We start from the raw sequence: 21,585 nt of genomic DNA, 5'->3' as shown, positions 1-21,585 counted from the left end.
ATTATATTTTGTTTGGATTCTTGCTTACCTACAGACAATTTGACCATTGTACTGTACTTTTACCAGTCGATAAGCCCCCCAGCCCTTTTTGGGGATGATTTCGTCATAGAAAATTTTCATCTTATTAAACTTCTTTTCGAAGTTTACAAAGTAGCCAAACTCAAAGAGATGCTGCCCAACCTGAGGATAAATAGTTACCTCAAAATCTTTATCAACATCTAGCATTGCTACTTGTGGATTCCAAAATTCATCAGCTTTTATATAGTCTATAAAATCATAAAAATCCTGACCTACCTTAGAGTCCATAAAACCCGGACTCATCAGGCTATCTGCACCTTCTCCCGATATCACCATTACTCTGGCAGAAAAGTTATCAGACAGTTCAATTATCTTCTTCTCTTTATTGATATATGCCCCTTTACCATTGTTTCCCATTAATCTGGCAATTGGTTGTTCTTGAGCTATATCAATAATAATGTTACCTTTCAGGTCTCTAGAAACCTGTGCATCCAAAATAAAATCTTGTTGCTTTAAGGCCTTTTCAATCATTTTTAGCTGCATATTGCTAATCCTTCTTCCCGGATTATCCAATTTCAGACTGTCAATAATTTCTTTTACATTCTCTTTGCTTACAAAGAAGTTTCCGCTGTCGTCATCTACATTAATTATGATCGTATCGTCTCCAAGAATCGGATAGCGATAGAAAATATATCCCGCTGCAATAAGTACAAGACTTACCGCCAGAATAATGTTAATCGTAGTGAGTTTCTTCGGAAATTTCATTCTTTATAATTTTTTATTCCTAAGCTTCAAAAATCTGTTTAATTGGTTCGATAAATCGATCTATATTGCCCGCTCCTATTGTTACTAAAAGCTCTGGTTTTGCTTTCTCTATAGCATCGAGCAAATCATCGTCTTTCAACATTACCTTTTCATCACACTTTACATTTTTAAATATAATATCTGATGTAACTCCTGGTATTGGTTCTTCTCTAGCCGGATATATATCTAGTAAAATAAGAGAATCTGCTAGAGATAAACTTTCTGCAAATCCATCTGCAAAATCTCTAGTTCTGCTAAATAAATGCGGCTGAAAAATAGCAGTCAGTTTTTTGTTAGGGTATAATGCTTTTACTCCGCTCAAAAAAGCCTGAATCTCAGTTGGATGATGCGCATAATCATCTATATAGACTTTGTCTTCTGTATTAATTACAAAGTCAAATCTGCGTCTTACACCCGAGTAAGTTGCTACTGCCTTTCTTATTTTATCTGGTTGCAAACCAATACTTAATGCTGCTGCTACTGCGGCAGCCATGTTCATCATATTATGTTCGCCAGGCATATTCAATTCTAGGTCGGTAATATCATCCATAGAATCATCTTCAGAATTATTTACCATATCGAAGATTACACCCTGCCCATTTTGCCTTACATTCTCTACAGCATAATCGCCAATACCCAAACCAAATGTTCTAATATTGGTATTTGCCTGTAACTTTCTTACAATTTCAGGAGCAGCTCCTTTTCTAATAAAAAGTTGACCTTCTCCCTTAATATTTCCGATGAAGTCGATAAATGCTTCTTTCAGGTTAGCATCATCTCCATAAATATCTAAATGATCTGGCTCCACAGATGTGATCACCGCAATATCCGGATTCAATGTTAAGAAAGACCTGTCGTATTCATCGGCTTCAACTACCAACACTTGATCTTCAAGGTCTGCATTGCTCATTAGCAAATTAGACTCAAAGTTTTTAGCTATTCCACCAACAAAAGCAGAACATGGCTGCCCAGTATGGTGAAGTATGTGTGCCAACATAGAAGATGTAGTAGTTTTACCATGAGTTCCAGCTACAGCTACAGTAAAAAATACTGTAGAAATTAAACCTAAAACCTGAGAGCGTTTCATTACATGGTAACCTGCATCTCTCAAAAAATTAAGTTGCTTATGATCTACCGGAACTGCCGGTGTAAATACTATCAAACTAGATTGGTCATTATCCAAAATTTCTTCTGGAATCAGACTTACTTTATCTTCAAAATGCACAGGAATCCCTTCTTTTTCCAATGCATCTGTTAAAGCGGTTTGTACTTTATCGTAACCCCATACTTCTCTGCCATTCGCTTTGAACCAACGTGCCAAGGCACTCATTCCAATGCCGCCAACACCTATTAGGTAAACTTGTTCAATATTTTGCAGATCTAAACTCATAAATTTAAATTATGCCATTTTCATTTTATCTGAAGTTAGTTTTACGATCTCTTTAGCGATATCCATGGCTGCATGGGGTTTCGCCAGTTTCTTTATATTTTGAATCATTCGATTCTTTTTGTCTTCATTTCCAACTAGATCGATAATTTCATCCTGCAATTTTAATTTAGTTTCTGAATCTGACAACATTACAGCTGCATCTTCTTTCACTAATGCCATTGCATTTTTTGTTTGATGATCTTCTGCCACATTGGGCGAAGGAATTAGTATAGCTGGTTTACCTGCTAAACACAACTCCGATATACTCAATGCACCTGCTCTCGATACTACCATATCTGCACAAGCGTAGGCATAATCCATACGGCTAATAAATGCATTTACCCACAATCCCTTTGTATCACTATCCAGTTGTTGTTTAATAGATTCGTAATAAAATTTACCTGTTTGCCAGATTAACTGAATGCCATTCTCAAGTAAGTATTTATAGATACTCAATAAGCCTTCATTAATAGTTCTGGCACCCAAACTCCCTCCTATCGACAACACTACCGGCTTTTCAGGATCAAGATTAAAATACTTAAATGCTTCAGCTTTTAGCGTATCCAAACTGCCAATATCTTTTCTTACTGGGTTTCCTAAAAACATAATTTTATTTTTAGGAAAGTACTGCTCCATTCCGGGATAAGCCACACAAATTTTTGAAGCTTTGCTCGAAAGCATTTTATTGGTTAACCCTGCATAGCCATTTTGCTCTTGTATAAGCGTTGGAATTTTTTTATTCTGCGCTTTTCTTAATACAGGTGCACTGGCATAACCTCCCACTCCTACTACCACATCTGGCTGAAAACCATTAATTATTCTGCCTGCTTCATTTAAGCTTTTAAATAGTTTAAAAGGAACACTCAAGTTTTTTAATGTGAGTTTTCTTTGCAAACCACTTACTGGCAATGCCTTAATAGTATATCCTGCTTGGGGTACTTTTTCCATCTCCATTTTTCCCTCTGCACCAACAAACAGAATTTCAGTTTCGGAGTCCATATCTTTTAAAGCATCAGCAATGGCAATAGCCGGATAGATATGTCCACCAGTGCCTCCACCGCTAATGATTACTTTAATATGTTCTCCTTTATTTGTCAATTTCTTATTTCGTTTTTCTAATTTATATCGCGTTATTTCTGCTTATTACTCTTCTTTTCAGGTTTCTTCTTAGTGAATCATCTTCTCCAAGTTCCTCTGTTCTACTCACACTTAACAACATACCGATTGACATACCAGTGAATAAAAGTGAGGTACCTCCCATGCTGAGTAATGGTAATGGTAAACCTGTAATTGGCAAAACACCTACAACTACACCCATGTGTATAAATGCTTGCAAAACCAAACTAAAAGTAAGCCCAGCAGCCAACAAGCCTCCAAATGCCCGTTGGCTATTACTCACAATGAGCATTCCCCGATATAGAATTATTAAGAATGCAGCTATAATTACAATAGCGCCAAACATTCCGTACTCTTCTACAATAATTGCGAAGATAAAATCTGAATATGGGTGAGGTAAAAAGTTTTTAGCTGCACTATTACCAGATCCTTTCCCGAACATTCCACCAGTTGAAACTGCTAGGAATGCCTGCTCAGACTGGAATGATACTTTATTGTTCATAAATGAACTTAACCTGCTGCTTACAGTGTCTTTTCTTTGGCCAAAAGTAAATGCAAATGAACCTGCCATTGCTCCTACTACCAGCATCATTCCTAAGTATTTTACTGGAACTCTACCAATAAAAAACAATAGTAAAATTGTTAAAAACAGAATTGATGCACTAGACCAGTCAGTCAAACCAATTAATCCGCAAACTATACCACTCCAAATCAACATTGGGTTAATTGCTCTCTGATCGTCTCTTATTCTCATCTGCCTTTTAGAAAGCATACTAGCCACATTTGAGATTAATGCCAGTTTAGCAAAATCTGAAGGCTGGAATGAAAAACTTGTAAAAGGAATTACAATCCATCTAGATGCTTCATTGATATTTGAACCAAATTGCCAAGTTATAATTAACAATGGAATAGATGCTAGCAAAGCATATCTAGATAATTTTGAATAGAAGCGATAATCGATTCTATGTGCAAAAAACATAGCAACGAAGCCTAAAATAATTAGGAATGTGTGCTTAATAAGAAAGTGCTCAGTATCACCATCTGCACTTCTAAAAGCCAAATTTCCGGTAGCACTATAAACCACCAAAATACTAATTAGAGAAAGGATGATGCTAATTGCCCAGATCACCTTGTCACCTTGTAAGTATCTATAAATGCTGCCTGTTGCGTGTTCTTCTATTTGCATATGTTTATCTTTTTACAACCTGCTACAATGTGTTGATTAATTTTCTTTCAATTTTTTTTTTAAAAGAACTGAGATTCTCTGCTACTGCCTTTTTGAACTTATCGCCTCGATCTTCATAATTTTTGAAGAGATCGAAACTGGCACAAGCTGGTGAGAGCAATACTACATCTCCCTTTTCTGCCAGATGATAAGCCGTAAGTACAGCATCATTTATATCTTCAGTTTCATATATAAAGCTTACCGTTTCGCTGAAAGCTGTTTTTAGTTTCTCATTGTCTTTCCCAAGGCAAATCAGCCCTTTTACTTTGGCCTTTACCAACTCAGCAATCTCGCTGTAATCGTTGCCTTTATCTACACCTCCAGCAATCCAAATTAGTGAAGTATTAAATGCATCAAGTGCATATTTTACGGCATCTACATTGGTCGCTTTCGAATCGTTTATAAATTCAATTCCATTTATAGTTTCTGTAAGCTCTAATCTGTGAGCTACATTTTTAAATGTTTTCAGCGACTCTTTCAACATGGCATAATCGATACCCAATCTGGTTGCAGCTAATAATGCTGCACTCATATTCATGGCATTGTGCTTTCCTTTTAATGGCAATTCATTAAAGGTTAACCAGTTATTTCCAGCGCCTTCTGGCTGATCGAATAATGGAGAGAAAAATGCTGGGATCAATAATTCCTCATCTCTCACAAAAGCCTCTGAAAAGCTCTCTTGCCACATTTTTAAATCACTGTTGTGATTAATCTCTTTGGCAATAAGCTCATCGTCTGCATTGTAAATCAGTGTATCGCCTTGCAACATGTTTTCAAATATTCTGAATTTTGCTTTGGCGTATTGATTTACATCGTAATTATATCTGTCTAAATGGTCTGGGGTGATATTTAGGAGCAATGCCACTTGTGGTCTAAAATCATGAATATCATCTAATTGGAAACTGCTGATTTCCAATACAAAATAATCATGATCACTTTCAGCCAATAAACGGGCAAAACTAGTTCCTATATTTCCTCCTAAAGCCACATCAAAACCTGCTTCTTTCAATAAATGATAAGTAAGCAAAGTAGTCGTGGTTTTACCATTGGTGCCTGTAATTGCTACAATTTTTCCTTTGGTATATCTAGAAGCAAAGTCTATTTCCGAACTGATTTTAATACCAGCATTTCTCAATTTCTGAATCATGCCAGCCTTCTCTGGAATCCCCGGGCTTTTAATTACTTCACTTGCAGATAAAATCTCAGTTTCAGAATGGCCATTTTCTTCATAACTTATTTTATGTTTAGCCAACTCCGTTTTAAACTTAGGTGCAATCATACCAGCATCAGACACAAATACTTCGTATCCGAGTTTTTTAGCAAGAATAGCAGCTCCTATTCCACTTTCGCCTGCGCCTAATATGATTACTTTTTCTTTCATTTTAGATGTATTTATCTGATCTTAAGTGTAGCCAATGCTGCAATACCCAGCAATATCCCCACGATCCAGAATCTGGTTACAATCTTTGCTTCATGAATTCCTTTTTTCTGATAATGATGGTGAATCGGCGACATTAAAAATATTCTCCTCCCTTCACCATATTTTTTTCTTGTGTATTTAAACCAAGACACCTGTAAAATCACAGACATATTCTCGATAAAAAATATACCGCACAAGATCGGCAGTAATAGTTCTTTTCTTATTATGAGTGATAAAACTGCGATTACTGCGCCAAGCATCAAACTACCTGTATCTCCCATAAAAACTTGTGCTGGGTAAGAGTTATACCACAAAAAGCCTACACAAGCTCCTACAAATGCCAAGCAGAATATTACCACTTCGCCCGTATATGGCAGGAACATAATATTCAGGTAATCGGCAAAAATGATGTTACCCGAAACATAAGCCAGAATCGCCAGCACCAAGCCTATTATTGCCGAGCTTCCGGCTGCTAGCCCATCTATTCCATCTGTAATGTTTGCTCCGTTCGATACTGCTGTTACTATAAAAATTACTATAAGTACATATAATATAGGTGTCAGTCTTTCATCTGGAACTAATGATGAATAATCGAACTCATTTCTTTTTACAAAAGGAATGGTTGTTTTGGTAGACTTTACATCTTCGTAATTATTTGGGTTTAATGCCTGATCTATATTCGCTCTGTTAATGTCTATATCGAAATCTCTTACAACCACACTGTTGTGGAAGTATAAAGTAACACCGATAATCAGACCTAAAGAAACCTGACCTGCAATCTTAAAGCGACCTTTTAATCCTTTTTTATCCTTCTTAAAAATTTTAATGTAGTCGTCAACAAAACCAATCATTCCCATCCATACTGTAGTTATTAGCAATAGGATGATGTAAATATTTTCAAGTTTAGCAAAAAGTAAAACCGGCAATAAAATGGTTGATATAATTACTAGACCACCCATTGTAGGTGTACCCTTCTTTTCCATTTCTCCTTGCAAGCCCAAGTTCCTAATAGTCTCACCTACTTGAGCTCTTTGCAGCATATTTATAATTTTCTTTCCGATTATTGTTGCAAACAACAAAGAGAATGCTGCCGCCATCAATGCTCTAAAAGAGATATACTGAAAAACTCCTGCTCCCGGAAAAGCAAAATGTTCGTCTAGATATTTGAATAAATAGTAAAGCAACTGTTTTAAATAATTCTATTCGGTTGAAACTTTATTTAAACTTTAGTTTTTACCAGAAAAAATCTCTTCAAGTATTTCTTTATCATCAAAATGATGACGCACACCATTGATCTCCTGATAGTTTTCATGCCCTTTGCCAGCAACTAGAATAATATCTCCTTTGCCCGCCAGCATACAAGCTGTTCTTATTGCCTCCTTCCTGTCTGTAATGGAAAGCGTCTTTGTTTTACCCAAAATATCTAAGCCAGCTTCCATATCTTTTATAATTTGTTCTGGAATTTCTGTTCTCGGATTATCAGATGTAAGTATTACTTTATCACTAAGTTTGGCAGCAATTGCAGCCATTTTAGGTCTTTTTGTTTTATCTCTATCACCACCACAACCCACAACTGTAATTATTCTCTCACCTAGTTTTCTTAGCTCATTTATTGTCTTAAGCACATTCTCTAAAGCATCTGGCGTATGAGAATAATCTACAATAGCTCTGTTGTCTTCAGAAATTACCTGATCGAACCTGCCTTTTGCTGGTGCAATAGCAGAAAGCTGTGTAAGTACATTTTCGCTATCTTCGCCCAACATCACTGCTGTAGAATATACAGCTAATAAATTGCTCGCATTAAATGCTCCAATAAGTCTGAACCAAGTTTTTCTATTGTCAATCTCAAGCAGTAAGCCTTCAAAAGAATTATCGAGCATTTTACCTTTAAAATCTGCCATAGCTTTTAATGAGAAAGTTTTGATTCTGGCACTGCAATTTTGCACCATTACCATTCCTCTCCTATCGTCTTTATTTACTATAGCAAATGCCTTATCACTCAGATTATCAAAAAGTATCTTCTTCGCTTTGATGTAGTTATCAAAGGTTTTGTGGTAGTCTAGATGATCGTGTGTAATATTGGTAAATAATGCACCGATATAATGAATACCTTCTACTCTCTCTTGTGAAAGGGCATGCGAACTTACTTCCATGAAACAGTGTGTGCATTTTTGCTTCACCATTTCACTTAAAAGCTTGTTTAATTGTATGGCATCTGGAGTTGTAAACTTGGCTGGTAAAATAGTATCGTTTACTTTATTTTCTACAGTAGAAATTAGCCCAGAGTTATAACCCAACTCTCTAAATAAGCGATAAAGCACAGTAGCAACCGTAGTTTTACCGTTAGTTCCTGTTACTCCTACAAGCTTTAATTTAGCCGATGGATGATCGTAATAATTCGCAGCAAAAATTCCCATTGCCTTGGCCGAGTTTTCAACCAGCAAATAGCAAACTTCGTCAACTGTTTTTTCTGGAAGCTTCTCACAAACTACTGTTGTAGCACCTTGAGCAACTGCCTTATCAATATAATCATGGCCGTCAACTACTGTACCTTCTACAGCAATAAACATATCATTTTCAGTTACTTCACGAGAATCGAAACAGATTTTGTTAATCACTCTGTCTGTATTTCCTCTGAATGAAACTGTTGGGTAAGTACCTAATATGTCGGTCAGCTTTTTTATGACTATACTATTTTAAATTGATAATTTCGTTAACCTAAGCTTATATAAATTACTCCTCCTTTTCTAATTTTTGTTCCTGGACTTAAAGACTGTCTTTGCACTCTTCCATTACCCCTCGGCCTTACTTTTAATCCTTGATTTTCTAAAATGAAAAGTGCATCTTTTAATGTCATTCCTCTTACATCTGGTACCTGTTCTTCTTTTACAGTATTATTACTCCATAGTACTGTATCTCCAGTTGTTTGTGCTCTCACCCACTCAGTAGTATTCAATGGCACATTTTTCACATTAAAATTATCGGCCAGTTTCTGCAAATCTTTATAGTAACCTGCTTGAATCATTGGGAAAACACCATCGTTTACTAGTGTATCAGGAAGTGTTTTTTCAACTCCTCTCACATATAATTCATCTGCAATTTCTCTAAAAACAGGAGCAGCAACTGAACCACCATAGTGAGCACCATTTTTAGGGTCGTCTATGGCTACCATTATAGAATACTTCGGGTTGTCAGCAGGAAAATACCCAGCAAATGAAGCATAGTAGTTATCTACATACGTTCCATTTTTAACCTTGTGTGTAGTACCTGTTTTACCTGCAATTTTATACTGATCTGTTCTAATATCTTTAGCTGTACCTCTTTCGATTACACCTTCAAGCAAACCTTGTAAAATTCCTAAAGTGCGATCTGAACAAATCTTTTCGTTGATCACTTTCGCATTATAGTTTTCTAAAACTTTGCTGCCTTTGGTTACTTTTTTTACAATAATTGGAGCAATCATTTTCCCGTTGTTTGCAACCGCATTATAAAAAGAAAGTAATTGAAGAGGCGATACTTTTACCTCATAACCAATTGATACCCAAGGCAATGAACAACCACTCCAGTTAGGATCGCCCGGTTCGTTAAAGTATGGCTTACCTTCGCCCATCATTTGGAAACCAAGTGGCTCACCCAAACCAAATTTCTTTAAATAGTTTATATAGCGCTCTGGCTTTTCCATAAAGTGCAAAAACACCAATCGAGAAGTACCAATGTTGGAAGACTTCTCAAAAACTGATTTTACAGGTATTTTTCCATAACCATAATATACAGGGTCTTTCATCACACAGTCTTCATAAAATTCGAATTTACCATCGTGTGTGTTTACTGTATCATTTATAGAGATGTTGGTTTCTTCCAACAATGCCATAAATGAAACCAATTTGAAAGTTGAACCTGGCTCTGTTGTTCCTTGCGCTCCTATTGCATAATTGTAATCTTCTATATAATCGCCATTATCACTTCTACTTAAGTTTACCATTGCTTTAATCTCACCAGTCTCCACCTCCATTACAATAGCAACACCATAATTAGCTCTGTGCTTTCTTACATGCTTATCTAGCACATTGGTAGCAATTTCTTGATAATGTATATCTATAGTAGTTTGTACATCTACGCCACTTTCTGTTTTTACTTCAAGGTCGTTATCTACAGGTTTCCACTCTCCACCAGCAATACGTTGATATAAAGCATCTCCACTTACACCCGCTAACTTGTTATTAAAGCTTCTTTCGAGACCAACTCCTCTTACTATATTAGACGAATCCATACGGGTAAAACCGATCATTCTTCTCCCTAAGGAGCCGAATGGTAAAAATCTCTTGTCTACTTTCTCGAATAATACACCACCTCTCCATTTGCCTTCTTTAAATAAAGGCCACTCTTCCATCATTTTTTTATGATGGTATTTTACTAGCTGCTTACTAAGCAATTTGTATCTTCTACCAGATGCACGCGCTTCTCTCAGCTCTGCGGCATACTCTTCAGCAGTTTTATCCTCAAAGTAATCAGATAATAAATAAGATACAGTATCTAATGACTCGTTGAACAACTCGTCTGTAGGAATAGAGGGGTCGATTGCTATCTGATAAAATGGAAGAGAAACAGCCATCAAACTACCATCATCACTGAGGATGTTTCCTCGGGTAGCTTCAACTTTCATAAACTTTAGACCGTATTCTTCAGCAGCTTTGCTCCACTTATCTCCTTCAACCACTTGTAAATCAAAAATCCTGACGAGGATACCTACCGCCAGAATAACAATTACCAAAAAACCCAGTCTAATTCTAACCAATATGGATTTCCTGACTCCCATTAAAAAATTTTAATATTGTTAAATAAAAAATTAAGTCTGTTACTATTTTTCTTCCTTAGTTTCAAGCCTAATTACTGGCTCATTGTTTTCGGTTAATCCTAAGCCTTTTACTTTCTTGGCTATTTCTTCGAACTTGCTCACACTAACAAATTCGTATTTTCTTGAACCATAGTCTACTCTTAGCCTGTTCACCTCTTTCTCCATGTCTCCAATTTTCTTAGCAAGCTTATCTGCGTAGTATGTATTGCTGATGTAGATTAACCCTAAAAATGTAAGAAAAAAGAAAAATGGAATAAACTTAATAGCCGTCTTGTCATCGAAAGTAAAGTCGAATTTGCCAGAAACCTGTCCAAGCATAGACGGCTTCTTTTTCTTCTCCTGTTTTACTTTGGCATATGTGTTAAAAGCATTCATAGAAAATATTCCACAGTTTTAAAAAATGTCCGATAGTATTTCTTACAGTTCAGAAACTTTGTGAATGTTGAGTCGGGAAAACCCGGGTTTAATTGTTAAAGCGATTGGCTTAATTGTTAAATCTTATATTTTTTCTGCAATCCTGAGTTTGGCACTCCTTGCCCTGTTGTTTCTACTTATCTCTTCAGGCGGTGCAGTAATCGGTTTATTTTGTATAGGCTTGAATGGCCTTATTAAGTTTCCGTATAAATCTTTTTCAGGTTCTCCTTCAAACTTACCATGTTTCATAAAGTTCTTTACCAGTCTGTCTTCGAGTGAATGGTAAGAAATTACCACCAATCTCCCTCCTTTGTTAAGTACCTCTGCACAACCTTCTAAGAACTCTTTTAACACCTCTATCTCTTCGTTTACTTCGATTCGCAGCGCTTGGAATACTTGAGCTTGATACTTAAACTCTTTTCCTTTTGGCGCAAACTTATCGAGTACTTTTACTAACTCACCAGTAGTTTCGATACTTGAAGTAGCACGTGCTCTCACAATCCCCTTTGCTAATGGCCAAGCATTTTTAACTTCTCCAAAACTTCTAAAGATTGCAGCCAACTGCTTCTCGTCGTACCCATTTACAATATCTCTGGCTGTTGTACTCCCCGACTGATCCATTCTCATATCCAGTTTGGCATCCCATCTAATCGAAAAACCACGCTCTGCTTGGTCTATCTGATGAGAAGAAATTCCCAAATCTGCGAGTATTCCATCAACTTTAGGCGCTTGATAAAGTTTAAGGTATTTTTTCAGATACCTGAAATTTGCTTCAATAAGCTTCAACCTGGCGTCTCCAAGCTGTTCGGCATTTTGCCTTGCGTCGGGATCTTGATCAAAACCAAGCAATTTCCCTCCTTGTAATTTTTGCAGAATCAATGAAGAATGACCGCCACCTCCAAAAGTCACATCTACATATGTTTTATCTGGCTGGATATCCAAGCCTTCAATTGATTCATTCAATAATACCGGTACATGATACATAGGTCCGGAGTTTAATTTTCTGTACTTTCTTCCTCTTTCACTTCCTTTTCTTTTACCTCTTCGCTTTCTTCTTCTTTCGCTCCCATTCCTGTTCTACCCAAATACTCCTGAGCCATATCTGAGAATTCTTCTGGTTCACCAGCCAAATACTCATCGTACTCATCAGGATTCCAAATCTCCAATCTTTTACCCAAACCCACGATCAACACATCTTTATCAAGCTTTGCGTATTTCTGCAGTGATCTCGGAATTAGAAACCTACCTGTTTTATCAAGTTCAATTTCTGTTAAACCGCGCATAAACATGCGTTGAAACTTTCTATCTCTCTCGGTAAATTCATTCAGACTTGTAATCTGATTAAATATTTGCTCCCACTCACTTTGAGGATAAACAGTAAGACATGGCTCAAAACCTCTCTTCAACACAATTCGGTTTCCGTCTTCTTCAGGCAATGCAGATTTCACCCGAGCTGGTAAAACCAACCTTCCTTTGGTGTCTAGTCTGCACTCATATTCGCTTGAAAAATAGGACATCGATACTTCTTACCAATTTAAAATCTTACTATTAATACAAATCTAATATAATTAATCAATAATTCAACCACTTTTTACCACATTTTACCACTTTTTGACCTTTTTATCTAAACCTTGAGTACACTCTATTATTATAATCAAATGCTAAAAAATTAATCATAACATTTAATACTTAAAGTTAAAGTTAATCAAACAGTTATAAATAACTGAAAACGTGCCTGTTATTAAAATACACTTTGTTACAGTAAAAGTAGCTAAGTTTAAAAAATAAAAATTTTGAAAATTTACCTTTGAGTGGGAAAGTGTGGATACTAAAATTTAAACCTTTAAAAAAACAAGGTAAAAAGTGGCTTTTTTACCCAAGCACTTTTTACATGTGCCTAATTGTGGAAAAAGCGAATCAGTTTTGAGGAAAAATGGGGAAAAAGTGGTTCAGTTTCCCGTAAAATGGAATCGCAAGTGGAAAATGGAAATTTGGGGGAAATTGGAGTTAGAAGTTTGACAGTTTTACGCTTAAAAAACTTGTAAGACACTATATATTGAGGGATATAGAACTACATTTCATCTTCAATATGCTCTTTTACTTTGAATTTTCTAGATTTTAAATCAAAATAGTGGCTAAATGCAAATACCCAATCTGTCTCCGGTTTACCTACTACACCAAATAGTTCAATTGTATCACCTTCTATTTTTTCGAACCAATACGCGTGAAAGTTAGCTGTTTCAAGAAAGTCAACACCAGTATAATTTACAAAATCTTCTTTAATAAAGGTAGTATCTAAGAGAATTTCATTTGACAATTCGATTATGAATCTCTTTTCACTATCTCGATACTTATCTATATGCTTAATCCCGTCTATTTCATATTCGTCTTTTACATATGAGCTAGTAAAGGTATTAGTAACTGTGATTTTTAATTGCCTACCAGAAATTACAGTATCAATCTGTGTTGTATTCTCATTTTCAGGATAATACCTTTCCTCAATTAAGCTATCTGATTCTTCTAATGCCTTAGAATCAACATAATCACTATGTGTTATTTCCTTCCCTTTTTCTAGATTACAACTGACAAAAACTATAAAAACCAAAAGAATCAATAATACTCTATTCATTTTATAAAAGATGTGATAAATGAAATTATAAAGCAGAAAGAGAATTATAAATTCGATTTACTTTTTATAAATTATAACCTAAGATCAATCCCTCAATATTTCTATTTCCTGATAATGCACATTTAAACAGCCATTCACACTATCGTTATTAGGAATGTATCCAAAATCAATCGTAAAGTTCTTGTTTGCTGGTATCTTTTCGGCAGGGATATAAAAAATATGATAGTTTGTATCTGGTTGAGAATTATAAATTTCATCGTTCAATACCATCACAGTTTGTATGTCTATACTATCAGGTGTATGAGACAAATCAAGCGCTAAAAAAAGTGAGCCATCACTATTAGTAATAGGACTTTTATAAATCCCTACTGAACTATAAGTATCGTTATTCCAATAAGTACATAAACCATCTCCTCCTAACTCCTCTTTTGTTTCGTATAAAGAAAATTTATGAGGCTGAATTTGTTGCTCTAAATCGAATTTAGCTGCATTAAACTTTTCGATCCAATAATCATCTGTATTTACAATATCGAATGAGTTTATAAATGAATTCGCAATTTTATCATATCCGTTAGATGTGCTGTCAAACGGAATTACAGCTAAAACTTGATATAGATATACCTCGTTAAATATCCATTTTTTATAACTTCTAGTATTATAGACAGTATCATGCTGGACAATATTTGCAATTTTAATACTATCAAAATTATCAATATTATAAGACAACAAAAGATTAGTAGAATCTTGATTTACCAACCTGTTTATTCCTTGATCGAAATTTTCAACTAAATCAATACCATATAGATATCTTGTATCATAAGAAGCAGAGGCTAATGTAATGCCGTATTTCTCTCTCGAATACACTCTAACTGAAGTATGATCATTTCTGATAACAGATTTTAAAGCAGGCTTTGTAGGAAAGAATGCTTTTAAACCAGTAAACGGATCGACAACATAACCAGAATCTTGAGAATACTCCAACAACAAAGAATCTACCTTATATTCCCAATAATACTGTTGATCTGTTATTAAACTATGATTGGCTTCTGTATCATAATTATTCTGCATTTTATCAAGATCATTCTGAATATCTATTAGTTTTTCTAAATAGTCTTCTTCGCTTAATTTAGGATTATCCTGAATATATTTATTCATCATCCTCGCATGCAGTTCTGTTATATTAAAATGATACTGCTCATGCTCTAAAAGATAATCTGAATCATACTCTTTTTTCCAAGATTTATTTACATTTTGACTTGCGAAAGCTATATAAATAGATGTTGTTGAATCAAACTTAAGATATATATCACTTCTAATTGAAGCATCATACTTAGTAAATAGATTAGGATAACCTTGAAAGTCTTCCCATGTTAATTGCTTCCAATCATTAAAGTTTTTAGGAGCAAAAAAGTTATTTTCTCTAACTTGAATAAAAGCCAACACTGAAAAAGAAAACAGTACTATTAAAAACTTTATCTTTAAAATATAGGACATTTAAGAAGATTTAATATATGCTTTAATATGCTGACAATAAACTCAAGAAAAAGCACTCCAAATACCAATAAAATATAAAATACAACACCTGCATCTAATACTCTAGAATAAACCAGATATCTATACAGAAGCATTTCTGTTAAAAAAATAGCGGTAAATGTAATGGTGTGAATAGATCTTCCTATATAGTTATTTGAACGTTTATGCTCTAATTTGTAGGTGGAATGATTTAGTAATACTGCTATGTTGTAAACGACTATTATCAATAACCCTCTGTTATTTCCTAATATACTCTCATCACTACAATATATTAAAAACTCGTAAATAGCTACGCATAAATTAGCTAGTGAAAAAGCAGTAGTAAAATCTCTATAACTGTAAGTTCTAAAATAAGGCTTATAATTTAAGCTTTCAGTGAAATCGCTGTCTTTAATTTCTTCCGCCTCATAATATCTTGGAGTAACGGGAACTTCTAAACCTGATTGATATGCGTCTTTTTTCTCTTTCAGTAAATCTTTCGCAGCCTCAACAGCACTTGTTTCGTAAGCTTTATCCCTTACAATAATATCATTTAGTTGGGATAAACTGTAGTCTTTATACTTATGTAGAAAAAACTCTTTCAAATTAAATAGTACTTTTTAAATATATATCTGCATTTTTAACGCATATCATATATTTTGAGTACTATTCTCAACTATTCAATTCAATAAACTTTTGTACTTGAAAAGACTTGCCCAATACCACTAACATGTCGCTGGTTTCTATAATGGTATCTCTGTTGATTTTTTGCACGAGGTGTTCAGCCATAAACTTTCGTTCCGATTCGTATTCTTCGTAAAGGCGTTTAATGGTGATAAGCTGCAAACCATAATGCTCTTTGAGGTCGATTTCGTCTAGGGTTTTACCTATCACTTTACGAGGAGCTTGTATTTCTGCAATCTCAAAATCGTCTGGCAATTGAAAAAATGCCTTCATGGTAGGGTTAATAAGCATCTCTGCTACCATTACCCCTACTTCATCTTCTGGCGAAAGTATCTCTTGCACACCCAGTTTTTCTAAGATAATGCGCTGTTGAGAAGACATCGCTCTCGCTACAATCCTCTTTACATTCAACTCTAGTAATAAAACTGTTGTAAGCAGTAGACCTTCAATATTTTCGCCAATTGCCACCAACACAGCATCCATTTCCTGTAGGTTTTGGGAGCCCAGTGCTTTAATATCTGTAGAATCTAGTGCTACGGCATAAGTAACTTCATCTTTTATAAGCTCTACACGGTCGATGTCTCTATCGATGGCCAGAACTTCAGCACCTTTCGAGGTAAGTTGTTTTGCTACTCTAAACCCGAACTGCCCCATTCCAATTACGGCAAATCTATCCTGCATTAGTTGATTTTGGTTTTTAAAAAATTGACCAATACGTCCAGTGCACGGTCAAAACCTTTGTCGTTACAAATAATAAGGTCTGCGTCTCTTTTATGAATATCTATGTACTTTTCGTAAGACGGCATCACATGATTTTCGTATCTGTACAATACATCATTAAGATCATAACCTCTTTCCACCTTATCACGCAAAATTCTTCGCTTTATTTTTATATGATCTTTTGCATCTACAAATAATTTAAGATCAATTTGAGAAGCTACTTCAGGATAATGCAAAACAAATATTCCTTCAACAATTACAATTGGGTTTGGTTTAAATACCAGTTCTTTTGGTATAACATCCGGATTATTAAAAGTATACTCTTTTACTCTTACTTCTTTTCCAGTACGTAGATCAGCTACAGCATTAGAAAACTTTATATCATCTATAGACTCGGGCAAATCAAAGTTTTCAATACCATTTTCGTCAATGGTTTGCTCATCCATACTTCGATAATAGTTATCCTGAGAAATAACAGTTACATTTTCACTTCCAACTGCCTGTACAAGTCTATCGAGAAAATAGGTTTTTCCAGACCCACTGCCTCCTGTAATACCAATGAGGTAAGATGTCATGTCGAACTTTTTTATCTAAATGTGATTAATTGCTGTTTTTAAATATGCTACTTACAAGTTGATATAACTGAACATAGCATTATTACATAGTGAATAAAATTTAAACACTTTGAGCGCAAAGATAAAACAGAAAAATTTCTCTACAGCAGATAAAGCACCTTAAAAAGCAGCTATTTGTAAATGCAGTGAAAAGTTATCATTTTTGCCACTCGTTACATTCTTTCACTGATGCAGCATATTGAAGCACTCAAACCGGAGCTGGAAAAACCTAGAAAAATTGCCATAATACCGCACAGGAGGCCTGATGCCGATGCGCTGGGTTCTTGCCTTGCCTTATATGGCTATTTGATACAGGTAGAGCATGAAGTAAAGGTTATTTCTCCAGATGAATACCCCGATTTTCTTAAATGGATGAAAGGGAATGAAAGCGTTTTGGTTTACGAAAATGGAGAAAAAAGGAAAATAGAAAAATTTCTAGACAGTGCAGATTTTATATTCTGCCTCGACTTTTCTTCTCTAGATAGAATTGAAGATTTGGGGAAATTAGTAGCTAATTCTAAAGCTGTAAAAGTACTAATAGATCATCATCCTGGAAAAGAAAATTTTGCTGCTTACGAGCTATACGACACCAAAGCCTCAGCTACAGCAGAACTTATATACGACTTTCTTAATATAATGGGAGCAACAGATTCTCTAACAGTTGAGATGGCCGAGTGCATCTACGCCGGCATAATGACAGATACTGGCTCCTTTAAATATTCAAGTACTTCTAGCAAAGTGCACCGTACCATTGCAGACCTTATAGATGTAGGTGTAACTCCTGAAAAAATCCACAGATTAATTTACGATACCAACTCTGAGAACAAAATTAAAATGCTGGGTTTTGTATTAGACCAGAGATTAAAAGTACTTAGAGAGTTTAATACTGCCTATATGTATATATCTGATGATGACCTAAAGAGATTTCAGTCGAAAAACGGAGATACAGAAGGTTTAGTAAACTATGCCCTATCTATAGAAGGCATAAAACTAGCAGCTCTTTTTATAGATCGTACAGATTCTGTTACTATGTCTTTCAGATCGGTAGGCGATTTTTCTGTGAGCGAATTTGCCAGTGCTCATTTTAATGGTGGTGGCCACAAAAATGCTTCTGGTGGAAAAATGACTATTCCATTGGCAGAAGTAGTTGATTTCTTCGAAAGCCTTTTACCATTCTACAAAGATCAATTAAGACAACCTGACGCCTAATGTTTACATTATGATTAAGAATAGTTGCGTGATTTTTTAAACCAATTACCCGTTATTCTTGATTATAGTATAATCAACATTGCAAACTTAAACTCACCTTATATGAAGTTATCATACCTGAAACTAACCTTAACCGGACTTCTAATGTCACTATTTATTATTTCTTGTGACAACTCAGATGATCCAATTGCAGTAGACGACGAAGCAGTAATACAACAATACATTCAAGACAATGGCATAAATGCCGTAAAATCTGAGGAGTGGGATGTTTATTATACTGAAATTACACCAGGCAACGGAACTACTGTTAGCAGTAGCGATGTAGTAGAAATATCTTACCAAAATGCATTGCTAGATGGCAGTGTTTTTATGACAGATACTAGCTACACTTTTGTTCCAGAAGTATATGCTTATATGTCTGGCTTAATAAGATCTACACTTACCATGACCGAAGGAGGACAAAGCACATTTATTATTCCTTCTGTGTATGCTTATGGCAGCAATTACGGAACTTTAAACGATGTATATATAGAAGCAAATTCTGTAATTACTTCTAATATTACTTTAAAAGCTGTTAGAAACAGAACTGAACAACTTGCTCATGAAATTGAACTAATTAGAGATTACATGACTGGTTTAGGATATGAGGGTTCAGAACCAAACATCGATGGATTATTTAAAGAAATAATTACTGAAGGTGATGGTGAGAGCCCACAAACAGGCGCTCAGGTACTTGTTGAGTACGAAGGTTCTTTCTTAGATGGTTCTGTTTTTAATGAGACAACAGAAACTACATTTACACTAAGTGCATCTGGACTTATACAAGGATTTTACGATGCCGTACTAACAATGAAGGTTGGCGAAGAAGCAATTTTTGCAATGCCTTCTACTCTTGGATATGGAGATACTGGACCCAGTAGTGGAACTATTGATCCTTTTACTCCATTGGTTTTCAAAATAAAACTGATCGAAATATAAATTTTTAGACTTTTATGTTACCTACACATTTAAAGCACACTATTCTCTGTATACTACCAGCATTATGTTTATTCTTAGGTTCTTGTGAAGAAGATGGCGATGCATTCACCTTAGAAGAACAAGCAGCAAGAGACGAAGCAATTATTCAGGATTTTCTTGAAAGAGAAGAAATCACCAATTACCAAAGAACATCTTCTGGTTTGTATTACATACAAGAAGTTGAAGGCGAAGGTGCATTTCCAACTACAGGAGATTCTGTTGTTGTTGAGTATACAGGAAGACTTTTAAACGGTAAAAAATTTGATTCTACCAGACTCTCCGACGAAAGTTTTGGATTTGTTGTTGACAGCAGCTCTGTAATTAGAGGCTGGCAAGAAGGTATTAAACTAATGAAACCCGGTGGAACAACCAGATTCATTATTCCGTCTAGCATTGCTTACGGAGCCACACAACAAGGCAGTATACCTCCCAATTCAATATTGGATTTTGAGATTGAATTACTCTATTTTGAATAATATCTAAGGCAGGTTTTCCTGCCTTTTTTTAATTTATCGCTTATGAAACCATCTATTTGTTTTGCGACTAACAACCCACACAAACTAAAAGAAATACAAGAGATTCTTGCAGACAAGTTTCAGATTGTAAGTCTTAAGGAAATAGGCTGTGAAGAAGATATTCCAGAAACACAGCCAACAATTGAGGGAAACTCAGAGCAAAAAGCACAGTATGTAAAAGACCATTATCAAATCGATTGTTTTGCAGATGATACCGGACTAGAAGTAATCGCACTAAACAATGAGCCGGGTGTATATTCTGCCAGATATGCTGGCCCGCAAAGAAACAGTGATGACAATATAGCACTAGTGCTAAAAAACCTTGAAAGTAAAACTGATAGAAGTGCCCAGTTTAAAACAGTAATCACTTTAATATATAAAGGCGAAACTAAAGCTTTTGAAGGAATTGTAAAAGGTGAAATAACTGATAAGCCAACTGGTACCAATGGTTTTGGTTACGATCCAGTTTTTAAACCTGAGGGTTACGATCGTACTTTTGCAGAACTTTCTTCAGAAGAGAAAAATAAAATAAGCCACCGAGGACTTGCCGTAGAAAAGCTGGTGGCTTATTTAGAAAATATCGTTTAAGAAAAGCAATAAGTGAGTAATGATAATATTATAACTCACTTACTTTTTTACCACTATTTGCCTGAATTTCTCTCTCCTCGTATTTAGAAGGACATTTCATTAGAATCTCGCTAGCAACAAATTGATCTTCTATTACCCTTCCGATAACTACAACCTTTTCTGATTTCTCAAAATCTGTCATAGATGCTGGTGGTTGGTAACATACAATTTCCTTAGCTTCTTTGTTTTCGTCTACCAATGTAAAAGCCAAAAAGTTTGGGTCTAAACCAGGATTGTATTTTACACCAACAACTTGGTTAGAAGCATCTTTTTTCAATTCGCCAATCACATGCACTTTTTTGTCACTACCACTAGAAGCCAAATCGAAAGCCTCATCAAAAGTGACATATTTACTGGCATCACCTGCAGTAGATATGATTATACCAATTGCTATAGCTATTACTACGACTCCGAAAATATGTGTCTTTTTCATTGAAACAGGTTAATTAATTAAATTTCTTTTTTGGTTGTTTTGATAGCCAATTGCATTGTTTAGTAATTCTAGATAGAATCATCTGATATGTTTTTCTCCAATGCTCCTATTTTTTTATCCAACATCACCAAATACACAACAATTCCAGCAAATAAAGAAAAAACAGTAGCTACAACAATGTAAATTTTGCCATTGCTTCGCATTACATCTGCCATCTCAATTTCATTATTAGAATAATCTTGCTCAGTAATCTTTTGCTTTTCTTGAGCCATACTCGATTCTGCAAATGAAAACGATAGAGCAAATGACAGTAATAATATTTTTATGTACTTATACATCTCCTT

22 protein-coding genes are annotated in these 21,585 nt (G+C 35.2%); 4 read left to right on the top strand and 18 right to left on the bottom strand.

Annotation, left to right across the window (positions count from 1 at the left end; translation table 11 throughout):
- Window positions 1–24: 24 nt before the first annotated feature.
- The 16 genes from OQ292_RS15520 to OQ292_RS15445 all read right to left on the bottom strand — a co-directional run bounded on the left by OQ292_RS15520 (window position 25) and on the right by OQ292_RS15445 (window position 17,401).
- Entirely contained in the window at window positions 25–783 is a 759-nt protein-coding gene (locus tag OQ292_RS15520) for a cell division protein FtsQ/DivIB (RefSeq protein ID WP_284683053.1), read from the bottom strand.
- Between the two features lie 19 nt (window positions 784–802).
- Window positions 803–2,212 carry a UDP-N-acetylmuramate--L-alanine ligase gene (murC, locus tag OQ292_RS15515; RefSeq protein ID WP_284683052.1) on the bottom strand — a complete coding sequence of 470 codons (1,410 nt, stop codon included), beginning with the start codon at window positions 2,210–2,212 and terminating at the stop codon, window positions 803–805.
- 9 nt (window positions 2,213–2,221) lie between these two features.
- Window positions 2,222–3,349 (bottom strand): undecaprenyldiphospho-muramoylpentapeptide beta-N-acetylglucosaminyltransferase, encoded by a 1,128-nt coding sequence (gene murG / locus OQ292_RS15510; RefSeq protein ID WP_284683051.1) that lies wholly within the window; start codon window positions 3,347–3,349, stop codon window positions 2,222–2,224.
- Between the two features lie 22 nt (window positions 3,350–3,371).
- A complete protein-coding gene (locus tag OQ292_RS15505) occupies window positions 3,372–4,553 on the bottom strand; it encodes an FtsW/RodA/SpoVE family cell cycle protein (RefSeq protein WP_284683050.1) in 1,182 nt (393 codons plus the stop codon).
- Window positions 4,554–4,575: 22 nt separating this feature from the next.
- Complete coding sequence (murD, locus tag OQ292_RS15500; RefSeq protein ID WP_284683049.1) at window positions 4,576–5,973, bottom strand: UDP-N-acetylmuramoyl-L-alanine--D-glutamate ligase; 1,398 nt, start codon at window positions 5,971–5,973, stop codon at window positions 4,576–4,578.
- A gap of 11 nt (window positions 5,974–5,984) precedes the next feature.
- Entirely contained in the window at window positions 5,985–7,196 is a 1,212-nt protein-coding gene (gene mraY / locus OQ292_RS15495) for a phospho-N-acetylmuramoyl-pentapeptide-transferase (RefSeq protein WP_284683048.1), read from the bottom strand.
- A 42-nt stretch (window positions 7,197–7,238) separates the two neighbouring features.
- Window positions 7,239–8,696 carry a UDP-N-acetylmuramoyl-L-alanyl-D-glutamate--2,6-diaminopimelate ligase gene (locus OQ292_RS15490; protein ID WP_431733771.1) on the bottom strand — a complete coding sequence of 486 codons (1,458 nt, stop codon included), beginning with the start codon at window positions 8,694–8,696 and terminating at the stop codon, window positions 7,239–7,241.
- Window positions 8,697–8,725: 29 nt separating this feature from the next.
- A complete protein-coding gene (locus OQ292_RS15485) occupies window positions 8,726–10,828 on the bottom strand; it encodes a penicillin-binding protein (RefSeq protein WP_284683047.1) in 2,103 nt (700 codons plus the stop codon).
- Between the two features lie 42 nt (window positions 10,829–10,870).
- Window positions 10,871–11,242: an FtsL-like putative cell division protein gene (locus OQ292_RS15480; RefSeq protein ID WP_284683046.1), complete on the bottom strand. Its 372-nt coding sequence runs from the start codon at window positions 11,240–11,242 to the stop codon at window positions 10,871–10,873.
- Between the two features lie 123 nt (window positions 11,243–11,365).
- A complete protein-coding gene (rsmH, locus tag OQ292_RS15475) occupies window positions 11,366–12,265 on the bottom strand; it encodes a 16S rRNA (cytosine(1402)-N(4))-methyltransferase RsmH (protein WP_284683045.1) in 900 nt (299 codons plus the stop codon).
- An 11-nt stretch (window positions 12,266–12,276) separates the two neighbouring features.
- The gene (gene mraZ / locus OQ292_RS15470; protein ID WP_284683044.1) at window positions 12,277–12,798 is read right to left on the bottom strand and encodes a division/cell wall cluster transcriptional repressor MraZ; all 522 of its coding nucleotides are present in this window, start codon (window positions 12,796–12,798) and stop codon (window positions 12,277–12,279) included.
- A 554-nt stretch (window positions 12,799–13,352) separates the two neighbouring features.
- Window positions 13,353–13,910 carry a hypothetical protein gene (locus OQ292_RS15465; protein WP_284683043.1) on the bottom strand — a complete coding sequence of 186 codons (558 nt, stop codon included), beginning with the start codon at window positions 13,908–13,910 and terminating at the stop codon, window positions 13,353–13,355.
- Window positions 13,911–13,994: 84 nt separating this feature from the next.
- Entirely contained in the window at window positions 13,995–15,404 is a 1,410-nt protein-coding gene (locus OQ292_RS15460; RefSeq protein WP_284683042.1) for a hypothetical protein, read from the bottom strand.
- Complete coding sequence (locus tag OQ292_RS15455) at window positions 15,389–16,027, bottom strand: hypothetical protein (RefSeq protein ID WP_284683041.1); 639 nt, start codon at window positions 16,025–16,027, stop codon at window positions 15,389–15,391. The genes OQ292_RS15460 and OQ292_RS15455 overlap by 16 nt, the downstream gene beginning before the upstream one ends.
- Before the next feature lie 67 nt (window positions 16,028–16,094).
- The gene (locus tag OQ292_RS15450; protein ID WP_284683040.1) at window positions 16,095–16,787 is read right to left on the bottom strand and encodes a potassium channel family protein; all 693 of its coding nucleotides are present in this window, start codon (window positions 16,785–16,787) and stop codon (window positions 16,095–16,097) included.
- Window positions 16,787–17,401: a uridine kinase family protein gene (locus OQ292_RS15445; RefSeq protein WP_284683039.1), complete on the bottom strand. Its 615-nt coding sequence runs from the start codon at window positions 17,399–17,401 to the stop codon at window positions 16,787–16,789. Before OQ292_RS15445 ends, OQ292_RS15450 begins: the two co-directional genes overlap by 1 nt.
- Window positions 17,402–17,629: 228 nt before the next feature.
- On the opposite strand from OQ292_RS15445, the gene OQ292_RS15440 reads away from it, so the two are divergent.
- The 4 genes from OQ292_RS15440 (at window position 17,630) to OQ292_RS15425 (ending at window position 20,769) form a co-directional block, all read left to right on the top strand.
- The gene (locus tag OQ292_RS15440; protein WP_284683038.1) at window positions 17,630–18,649 is read left to right on the top strand and encodes a DHH family phosphoesterase; all 1,020 of its coding nucleotides are present in this window, start codon (window positions 17,630–17,632) and stop codon (window positions 18,647–18,649) included.
- 102 nt (window positions 18,650–18,751) lie between these two features.
- On the top strand, window positions 18,752–19,627 hold the full coding sequence (locus OQ292_RS15435) for an FKBP-type peptidyl-prolyl cis-trans isomerase (RefSeq protein ID WP_284683037.1): 876 nt from the start codon (window positions 18,752–18,754) through the stop codon (window positions 19,625–19,627).
- A 14-nt stretch (window positions 19,628–19,641) separates the two neighbouring features.
- Window positions 19,642–20,142 carry an FKBP-type peptidyl-prolyl cis-trans isomerase gene (locus tag OQ292_RS15430; RefSeq protein WP_284683036.1) on the top strand — a complete coding sequence of 167 codons (501 nt, stop codon included), beginning with the start codon at window positions 19,642–19,644 and terminating at the stop codon, window positions 20,140–20,142.
- A gap of 42 nt (window positions 20,143–20,184) precedes the next feature.
- Window positions 20,185–20,769: a non-canonical purine NTP diphosphatase gene (locus OQ292_RS15425; RefSeq protein WP_284683035.1), complete on the top strand. Its 585-nt coding sequence runs from the start codon at window positions 20,185–20,187 to the stop codon at window positions 20,767–20,769.
- A 28-nt stretch (window positions 20,770–20,797) separates the two neighbouring features.
- On the opposite strand, the gene OQ292_RS15420 is transcribed toward OQ292_RS15425, so the two are convergent.
- Together OQ292_RS15420 and OQ292_RS15415 are read right to left on the bottom strand one after the other, a co-directional pair.
- The gene (locus OQ292_RS15420) at window positions 20,798–21,241 is read right to left on the bottom strand and encodes a cytochrome c maturation protein CcmE domain-containing protein (RefSeq protein ID WP_284683034.1); all 444 of its coding nucleotides are present in this window, start codon (window positions 21,239–21,241) and stop codon (window positions 20,798–20,800) included.
- A gap of 68 nt (window positions 21,242–21,309) precedes the next feature.
- Complete coding sequence (locus OQ292_RS15415; protein ID WP_284683033.1) at window positions 21,310–21,579, bottom strand: CcmD family protein; 270 nt, start codon at window positions 21,577–21,579, stop codon at window positions 21,310–21,312.
- Window positions 21,580–21,585 lie beyond the last annotated feature (6 nt).

The sequence above is a fragment of the Chondrinema litorale genome (assembly GCF_026250525.1).
Taxonomy (GTDB): Bacteria; Bacteroidota; Bacteroidia; order Cytophagales; family Flammeovirgaceae; genus Chondrinema; species Chondrinema litorale.
The sequence above is the reverse complement of the archived record's forward strand: the minus strand, read 5'-3'. Positions and strand labels throughout refer to the sequence as shown.

Bases quoted from the DNA above. Each gene is read 5' to 3' on its own strand.
- OQ292_RS15520 (WP_284683053.1), bottom strand. From the start codon at position 783: ATGAAATTTCCGAAGAAACTCACTACGATTAACATTATTCTGGCGGTA.
- murC (WP_284683052.1), bottom strand. From the start codon at position 2,212: ATGAGTTTAGATCTGCAAAATATTGAACAAGTTTACCTAATAGGTGTT.
- OQ292_RS15505 (WP_284683050.1), bottom strand. From the start codon at position 4,553: ATGCAAATAGAAGAACACGCAACAGGCAGCATTTATAGATACTTACAA.
- murD (WP_284683049.1), bottom strand. From the start codon at position 5,973: ATGAAAGAAAAAGTAATCATATTAGGCGCAGGCGAAAGTGGAATAGGA.
- OQ292_RS15485 (WP_284683047.1), bottom strand. From the start codon at position 10,828: ATGGGAGTCAGGAAATCCATATTGGTTAGAATTAGACTGGGTTTTTTG.
- OQ292_RS15480 (WP_284683046.1), bottom strand. From the start codon at position 11,242: ATGAATGCTTTTAACACATATGCCAAAGTAAAACAGGAGAAGAAAAAG.
- rsmH (WP_284683045.1), bottom strand. From the start codon at position 12,265: ATGTATCATGTACCGGTATTATTGAATGAATCAATTGAAGGCTTGGAT.
- mraZ (WP_284683044.1), bottom strand. From the start codon at position 12,798: ATGTCCTATTTTTCAAGCGAATATGAGTGCAGACTAGACACCAAAGGA.
- OQ292_RS15465 (WP_284683043.1), bottom strand. From the start codon at position 13,910: ATGAATAGAGTATTATTGATTCTTTTGGTTTTTATAGTTTTTGTCAGT.
- OQ292_RS15460 (WP_284683042.1), bottom strand. From the start codon at position 15,404: ATGTCCTATATTTTAAAGATAAAGTTTTTAATAGTACTGTTTTCTTTT.
- OQ292_RS15450 (WP_284683040.1), bottom strand. From the start codon at position 16,787: ATGCAGGATAGATTTGCCGTAATTGGAATGGGGCAGTTCGGGTTTAGA.
- OQ292_RS15445 (WP_284683039.1), bottom strand. From the start codon at position 17,401: ATGACATCTTACCTCATTGGTATTACAGGAGGCAGTGGGTCTGGAAAA.
- OQ292_RS15440 (WP_284683038.1), top strand. From the start codon at position 17,630: ATGCAGCATATTGAAGCACTCAAACCGGAGCTGGAAAAACCTAGAAAA.
- OQ292_RS15435 (WP_284683037.1), top strand. From the start codon at position 18,752: ATGAAGTTATCATACCTGAAACTAACCTTAACCGGACTTCTAATGTCA.
- OQ292_RS15430 (WP_284683036.1), top strand. From the start codon at position 19,642: ATGTTACCTACACATTTAAAGCACACTATTCTCTGTATACTACCAGCA.
- OQ292_RS15425 (WP_284683035.1), top strand. From the start codon at position 20,185: ATGAAACCATCTATTTGTTTTGCGACTAACAACCCACACAAACTAAAA.
- OQ292_RS15420 (WP_284683034.1), bottom strand. From the start codon at position 21,241: ATGAAAAAGACACATATTTTCGGAGTCGTAGTAATAGCTATAGCAATT.
- OQ292_RS15415 (WP_284683033.1), bottom strand. From the start codon at position 21,579: ATGTATAAGTACATAAAAATATTATTACTGTCATTTGCTCTATCGTTT.